Annotated in this window: 10 protein-coding genes; 6 read left to right on the top strand and 4 right to left on the bottom strand. The window is 38.1% G+C overall.

Annotation, left to right across the window (positions count from 1 at the left end):
- Positions 1-134 precede the first annotated feature (134 nt).
- On the bottom strand, positions 135-266 hold the full coding sequence (locus Sarmat_RS07145; protein WP_279611766.1) for a hypothetical protein: 132 nt from the start codon (positions 264-266) through the stop codon (positions 135-137).
- A 293-nt stretch (positions 267-559) separates the two neighbouring features.
- On the opposite strand from Sarmat_RS07145, the gene nuoK reads away from it, so the two are divergent.
- From nuoK to Sarmat_RS05540, 6 genes are all read left to right on the top strand, one after another.
- On the top strand, positions 560-859 hold the full coding sequence (gene nuoK / locus Sarmat_RS05565; protein ID WP_202149801.1) for an NADH-quinone oxidoreductase subunit NuoK: 300 nt from the start codon (positions 560-562) through the stop codon (positions 857-859).
- 110 nt (positions 860-969) lie between these two features.
- Positions 970-2,643, top strand: coding sequence for an NADH-quinone oxidoreductase subunit 5 family protein (locus tag Sarmat_RS05560; RefSeq protein WP_202149800.1), 1,674 nt, complete (start codon positions 970-972; stop codon positions 2,641-2,643).
- Between the two features lie 32 nt (positions 2,644-2,675).
- Positions 2,676-4,154, top strand: coding sequence for a complex I subunit 4 family protein (locus tag Sarmat_RS05555; RefSeq protein ID WP_202149799.1), 1,479 nt, complete (start codon positions 2,676-2,678; stop codon positions 4,152-4,154).
- 10 nt (positions 4,155-4,164) lie between these two features.
- Positions 4,165-4,989 (top strand): MBL fold metallo-hydrolase, encoded by an 825-nt coding sequence (locus Sarmat_RS05550; protein WP_202149798.1) that lies wholly within the window; start codon positions 4,165-4,167, stop codon positions 4,987-4,989.
- Positions 4,990-5,154: 165 nt separating this feature from the next.
- Positions 5,155-5,319 carry a hypothetical protein gene (locus Sarmat_RS05545; protein ID WP_202149797.1) on the top strand — a complete coding sequence of 55 codons (165 nt, stop codon included), beginning with the start codon at positions 5,155-5,157 and terminating at the stop codon, positions 5,317-5,319.
- 200 nt (positions 5,320-5,519) lie between these two features.
- Complete coding sequence (locus tag Sarmat_RS05540; RefSeq protein WP_202149796.1) at positions 5,520-5,969, top strand: hypothetical protein; 450 nt, start codon at positions 5,520-5,522, stop codon at positions 5,967-5,969.
- Positions 5,970-6,386: 417 nt separating this feature from the next.
- Here the strand turns inward: Sarmat_RS05540 and Sarmat_RS05535 are convergent, their stop codons facing one another.
- The 3 genes from Sarmat_RS05535 to Sarmat_RS05525 form a co-directional block, all read right to left on the bottom strand.
- Entirely contained in the window at positions 6,387-6,617 is a 231-nt protein-coding gene (locus Sarmat_RS05535; protein WP_202149795.1) for a hypothetical protein, read from the bottom strand.
- 20 nt (positions 6,618-6,637) lie between these two features.
- On the bottom strand, positions 6,638-6,793 hold the full coding sequence (locus Sarmat_RS05530; RefSeq protein ID WP_202149794.1) for a hypothetical protein: 156 nt from the start codon (positions 6,791-6,793) through the stop codon (positions 6,638-6,640).
- Between the two features lie 174 nt (positions 6,794-6,967).
- Positions 6,968-7,126: a hypothetical protein gene (locus Sarmat_RS05525; protein ID WP_202149504.1), complete on the bottom strand. Its 159-nt coding sequence runs from the start codon at positions 7,124-7,126 to the stop codon at positions 6,968-6,970.
- Positions 7,127-7,183: the final 57 nt, after the last annotated feature.

Here is a 7,183-nt window from a genome sequence, read left to right as displayed (position 1 = left end):
AATGAAAGAGGAATTTTTAGGAAAAATGATGTTGAGCGCCGCAGCATACTCTAGTATATGAGGAGCGCAAAGGAGTTTTGACAACAAAATTACCCCACGGAATAGGTTATGCAAGAGGTCTAATGCAAAAAATACTACTTTCCTGCGGAACTCCGATCAAGCGCTTTATGAGGTGGCGTAGTAGTGAGGTTGCTTCTCTGTTTTTGTATCTCTAGCTGGCTATTTAGTTTGTGGTAAATTTTTAGTTTGATACATGTTTTATACAATTTAACACCTGAAGTTCAATAATCTTAAATTTTTATTGTTTTATTACTCATAGTAGTGCATGATTTTCATTAGAGAGTTAATATGAAATGGCCAATCTAAAAATGATAAAAATGTTGTTTTATTTCTTTTTTCTATCTCCTTTCCTTCCTCACGCTAGTTAGCAGTTTTGGTGCGAGATATAAAAAGAGAGTGACAAAAAAGCAAAGGTTGATTATAGCAAGTCGGAGATTCTGTTTAGTCAATAAGTTATACACATTGATGTTATAAAAATACGAAAAAAAAGGGGTTAGGCATGAAGATAGATTTGAGTCATTATTTATTCTTATCGTGTGCGATGTTTATTCTGGGTTTGATGGGTGCAATGCTGCGCAATCGTAGTATCTTAACATTGCTTATGTCTGTAGAGCTTATTTTATTAGCTGCTAATATCAATTTTGTAGCCTTTGCCGTATATCTTAAGGAGATCTCTGGTCAAATTTTTTCTTTATTTGTACTAGGGCTTACTGCGGCCGAAACAGCTATAGCTCTAGCTATAATTATTGTGTATTTTAAAACTCATAATTCGACTTATCTCAAAAAATCGAAGGATTGAGTATGAATTGTGTTGTATCTTTCATAATTTTTTTACCATTATTTCTATTCTTGTTAAACTTTGGGTTAGTAAGACTTTCTAAAGTTTTATATCTTTCCTCCGCGGTTTTTATGTGTTGTGCGAGCGCATATTTATTATATTGCGTTTTAATTTTAGAGAAGCGTTATAACATAGAGTTGCTGAGTTGCGCAAATTTATATTTAGTGAATATCGCTCTTCAGGTAGATGCTTTAGCTGCGCAAATGATTTTTTTGGTGACGGTTGTATCTTGTGCGGTGCATGTATATTCTTGCTACTACTTGGAGGCTGATCAACGCTATCTTTTTATTTCTTACCTCTCGCTCTTTACTTTTTTTATGCTGCTTTTGGTTACGAGCGCTAATTTTATTCAATTATTTATTGGATGGGAGGGGGTTGGTTTGTGTTCGTATCTGCTGATAGGTTTTTATAATACTGCAAGCGCAAACAGCGCTGCTTTGAGCGCAATTATTATTAATCGTTTTGGTGATGTAGCCATGATGTGTGCTATGGCATTATTTTTTTATAGCACTCACTCGTTCAATCTAGAGCCTGTAAACTATCATAGCAATATATTACTCTCGGCAAATTTACCCTATATCGCATATCTTTTGCTTTTTGCATGCTGCGTAAAATCTGCTCAAATTTTTGCTCATAGTTGGCTTATAGGCGCGATGCAAGGCCCCACCCCAGCCTCAGCGTTAATACATGCAGCCACTATGGTAACAGCGGGGATATTTTTTATTATAAAGTGTAGATGGATCTTTAATTTCGCTCAAATAATGCACATTATGCAGTGGGCAGGTTTAGCTACCGCAGTATTGTGCGCTGCGCTGGCTATTATACAGTCTGATTTAAAAAAAATTATTGCCTACTCCACATCTAGCCAACTAGGCTATATGCTTGGGGTTTGCGGTTGTGGCGCTTATGAAGTTGCGGGGCTGCACTTGTTTGTGCATGGCTTTTTTAAATCTTTGATGTTCTTATGCGCGGGAGTAATTATTCATGCTACTCAATGTCAAAATATCTATCAAATTAAGTTAAGTTGTAAGCAAATGCCAGCTACTTTTGCTTGCCTATTCATTGCTGTTTTTTCGCTTATTGGCGCGCCACCATTAGCAGGATTCATATCAAAGGAACTAATGATGCATGCTATACACCAACAAGATGGCGTTTTGTATTATTTAGCATTGCTAGGAGTGGCTTGTACTACTTGTTATGCTGTGCGTCTTTTAGGTTGTGTGTTTTTTAATAAGTTTAATGTTATACAAAGCATTTCTCCTTTTCGTTTGCACGGCACGGTTTCTGATGCGCGAGTGATAAATCGAATGAACATCGTGCTGGTTTGTCTCACCGCTTGCTCCATATTCTTAAGCATTGTTCTTTGGAACAGTGAATGGGAGGTGATGATGACGCAAGTTTTGATAGATCCTACCGTGGTCTGGACATTGTGCATGATGTGCGCTGGGGGTTTTATTGGTTGGAAGGTTAGGGATTATAAAACTTTAGAGGCGGCGTTGGAAAAAGTGAATATACAAATTACGCAAATGCGAGTTGCGACTTTATTTGTGTGTATATGCAAATTCTTTGTTGCGCTCGAATCTATGATTGATGCCGCGCTCGTTTGTTGGCCGGTGAGGGGTTTTGCAAGATCTTCGCGCCTCTTTGTGTCTGCAAATAGCAAGGATTTATATGCATATCTTCTCTATTTTATTTTATGCGTTCTTTCGTCATGTTGTTGGATTTTTGTGATATCTCAACTATAGATCAACGATGAATCAATTATAAAGTTTGCGCCATGTCGATATTATTAGCGATGATATTACTACCATTACTTGCTAGCGGCCTCATCTTAGCCTTCCCGTCTCATAAAAAATACTGTTGTGTGTTAGTGGCAATTTGCGCCGCAATCGCAGTGCTTATCTTGGGAGTGGCTCTGTATTGGCGCTTTGATAGTGATGCGCCCGGATATCAGTTTGTAGTATTCTATTCTATTTATAAGCCCATTAAATTAAATTTTCATATTGGGTTAGATGCTATTTCTATGCCAATGTTGCCTCTTACTTGCATTGTGATGTTGGCTAGTATTGTTGTTTCGATATATACGATAAAAACCTCATTGCAAGGTATATTATCCGCCTTATTATTAACCCAAAGCTTAATAATTGGAGCGTTCTGCTCTATCAATTTATTATTATTTTATTTCTTTTTTGAAGCCACCTTAATTCCTATGTATTTGATTATAGGGATATGGGGCGCACAAGGGGCTAAAGAGGCAGCGGTGAAGTTCTTTATGTATACTGCGCTTGGCTCTTTATGTTTTTTATCCGCTATTCTAATGCTTTCATATCATTGCTCGACTCTTGAGTTAAATGATATCGGGGTAGACCTAGACACGCTGGATCATGACGTTTGCAAGATACTTTTTTTTCTGTCGCTTATAGCATTTTTAATAAAACTACCAATTCCCCCATTCCACACATGGTTACCAAAAGCCCATGTTGCAGCACCTACGGCTGGCTCTATGGTACTTGCAGCTTTGTTGTTAAAGTTAGGAGGGTATGGCATTTTGAGAATAAATTGCTCCTTGTTTACAGAAATCGTGGAAGAGTATCAAGAATATTTGATATCGATGGGAGTTTTTGCCATTATTTATGCTGCGTGCGTCGCTTTTAGCCAGAAGAACATTAAGGCTATGATCGCCTATTCTTCTATATCTCATATGGGTTATGTGGTTATTGGGGCTTTTAGCAATAGCGTTATTGGGATTAATTCATCATTGTTTCAGATGCTCAGTCATGGCATTATTTCTTGTGGTTTGTTTTTGTTGGTAGGGGTTTTATATGAGGTATATCATACTAAAGATATCGATTCCTACTATATGGTTAAGCAGCGCCTGCCATTTATAGCAGTAATGATGATGCTGTTTACCTTAGGGGCGACTGGCATGCCTGGTACTAGTGGATTTATTGGTGAATTTTTTAGTGTTACTTCTATTATAGATGTGCATCGTAGTTTAGCATTTATTGCCTTTGCTGGCGCTTTGTTGAATTTAATTTATATGTTTTATCTTTATGGTAAAGTGGTTTGGAATTGCGAAAAACCTAACATCGTTATGCATGATGAAAGGGATGTGTTTAGCCAGCAGGATGATAGTTTAATTAAAAATAAAGTTGGTTTGTTTTGGATTAATACACAATTATGTATTTTAGCCTGTATAGTAGTTTTATTAGGCATCTTTCCTGGGATTATTTTTCAAGTGCAAGCGGTTTTATAGCAGAAGTTTTATGATGCGAGTAGTGATTTTAGGATGTAGTAGCTCTGCTGGAGTGCCTGTTATTGCATGCGAGTGCAAGGTATGTAGTTCGGATATTGCATATAATAAACGCAGCAGGTGCGCACTTTTAATTTTTCCTAATTGGCAAGAGGGAGTGGGTGGTGAGCAGGATAAGCCGATTTTGATAGATTTTGGATGTGATATCAGGTCGCAAATTCTCAGAGCGCGAGTAAAATCCATTGCTTGCGCAATTCTCACGCATAGTCATTACGACCATTGTGCTGGGCTTGATGATTTAAAATATTTTGCATATCAGAGTGACTCTACTTTAAATATTATAACTAATAAAGCTAGCGCAGATGATTTGCGTGCGAATTTTGGCTATTTGTTTCAAGATAATTTGATGCAGAAGGTAGGGCGAGGCGAGGAGCGGAGTAGGGAAGGGCGCAAAGTGATGAGTCTTGAGGTGATTTCTGATTTTGAGGAAAAAATGATATCTAATTTAAATTTTAGATTTTTTCGTCAAATACATGGTAAGACTGATAGTTTGGGCATGAGGATTAATGATTTTGTATATTCTAATGATGTAAGCGCCTTTCCGGAAGAGTCTAAGGAATATTTGCATAATATTGATGTTTGGATTTTAGATTGCGTTAGATATAAGGCGAATTCTAAGCATTTTGGGCTGGAGGATGTGTTGAAGTTAGACCAGGAGTATCGGCCTAAGAAGATGTATCTTACTAATCTCTCGCATGAGCTAGAATATCATAAACTCTTGTCTGAGCTGCCGCTGCACATTGAGCCTTGTTATGATATGATGAGCTTTATGATATGATGAGTTTGTGATATGATGAGTTTTATGATGTAGTGTGAGCGATAGTTGTTTTGTAGCACTATTACCGTGAATGATGTGTATTTATCGAGAATTGCAACTTTTAATATTGCCATCAGTAATGATGAGTGTTATTATCTAGAAGCCAGATTGGGTTGATTAACGTTTATGGTGATATTTATAAAAGTGCCTACATGCACACCACGCGCTGCTATTGGCGCGGCTTTTTCTACTACTGCTTGTGTTACGACAAAACAGACGTTAGTTTGCGCTAAGGCTATGCCCGATGTGGGTACTGCATTACACCGATCCTTGTTCTGCGGGATGGGATAATTATGCTTGCGACTCAGTTAAAAGCAAGTCTAAGGGTTGTCAATTAATATAGTCTGCTATAATAAAATATTCTTTTGAGGTGGGTGGAACTTTATTATCATCTCCTCTCGTCTCATTACTTAATTAATTAATGCTTACATTTAGAGTTTTTATATATGCGCTCTTTCCTTTTCGCTAATAGGTGGGAGATATCATTCGTATTGTTATTTATAAACAACCTCATATCTCTCACCTTGCCAATTTTTTTACTGTTAAATTTTAAAACAGATCCACCCACACCATCCATCGCGCACTTTCTTCAGTTACACGCTATATTTTTTGAAAATTTCAGCTTTTTTGATGGATTACGTGGTGCAGCAGAGGAATTTGCTTTAATTTTTTTTGTTAAGCATGCGGCTCCAGTTGAAATGCGTTCGGCATTTGGTCATTTTCAAAAAAGAATAATCTATGGTTGCATTGCTTTTATTGGCATAACTGTTGCATGCCAATTATTTCAAAATATACCATCATTTCAAGGGGGTGTTGGATTATTTGCCGTTGTAATGCCAATAGGTTTGCTAGCAATAATCGCTTTTTTGCTTGCGGCCTTTTATTGCGTAGCGTTGGTGCGAGATATGCTTAAATTGTTGATGCGCAAGAAGCATGCGTGAGCGGAATGTAGGTGTGATTGAGAAGTATGAGTGAGTGAGATAAGAAAAGTGGAGTCGAAACTGCCGATGAGCAGGTTTTAGATGTGTATGCAAACTTATAAAAAGTAGCATGCACACCACTGGCCTGATTAGAACTTTTATACCATTAGACCTCTTGTGCAAACTCTACTCATTGACTGCGACGTGCGCGTTGTTTATCGATTCGAACCCTTTGTCGCGCTTTATTGTATGTTTCGAGTTTTACACTTTCATTTGCTCCTGTCACTTACTCTTTGCATTTGCCATTGACACGGATGAGTCTGGCAAGAAGTCTAGTTCAGTTTCATTTCAAGAAGCGTATTTAATTCTTCGGTGGTAACTGGGGGCTAGTGTTGTTTGTGCGTATTCGAAACGATCGGAGCTGTAGCTGGTTTGCGTTCAGACCCCGTTGAAGTGGCGCTTCTTGTTCTTGTGTATTCGTGCTTTGAGGTGATTTTGGTTTTTAGACCTTATTGCGTTAGACTGTTGCTGCGAAAAAAATACATTAGACCTCTTTCCTAACTCTACTCCTGATAGCAACTGTGGCGACGCTGTCGATGCTCGAGTCCTCACGTACTTCATGTACGCTGCGGCTTTGTGCTTTGTATGATCCTTGCATTTGCTCATCATGAGTGAGTTTCGAAAGAGGTCTATTGTTTTGTGACTGCATTTGTTGCGATTGCTGCATTCCTAGGTGTGGTTGTTCTTGAAATTGACGCTGCTCCTCCATCGAGCTTTGTATTAAGATGCCCTGATGGCTTTGTATAACTTGCTGATATTTTCTTCTGCATATCATTGCCGCTCATACATTGCACTCTTATGTAACATAAACGCGTAGCGTTGTAAAATTTCTGTATTTCCAGTAGTTGAGCCATTTTAAAAATATTTCTGTAGTCTCATTGGTATTTTGAGATATCTCAGGCATAGTAAGAAGTTGATCAAAGCATTTTAGATGATAGACCTCTTGCGTAAGTATTTAATTAACAATTAGCCAATGTGAAGGGTGAAGAAGGTTGTTCGTGATTATTAGACCTCTTTCCTAACTCTACTCCTGATGGCAACTGCTTCGTCGCTCCGATGCGCAAGTCCTCACGTACTTCATGTACGCTGCGGCTCTGTGCTTCGTATACTCCTCGCATTTGCTCATCATGAGCGAGTTTCGAAAGAGGTCTATTTTAGCATCAAGCGGCAAGTAA

Origin of the sequence: Candidatus Sarmatiella mevalonica (assembly GCF_016751895.1) — a bacterium.
GTDB lineage: Bacteria > Pseudomonadota > Alphaproteobacteria > Rickettsiales > Rickettsiaceae > Sarmatiella > Sarmatiella mevalonica.
Note: the sequence above shows the minus strand (reverse complement) of the source record. Positions and strands in the feature narration are given on the sequence as shown.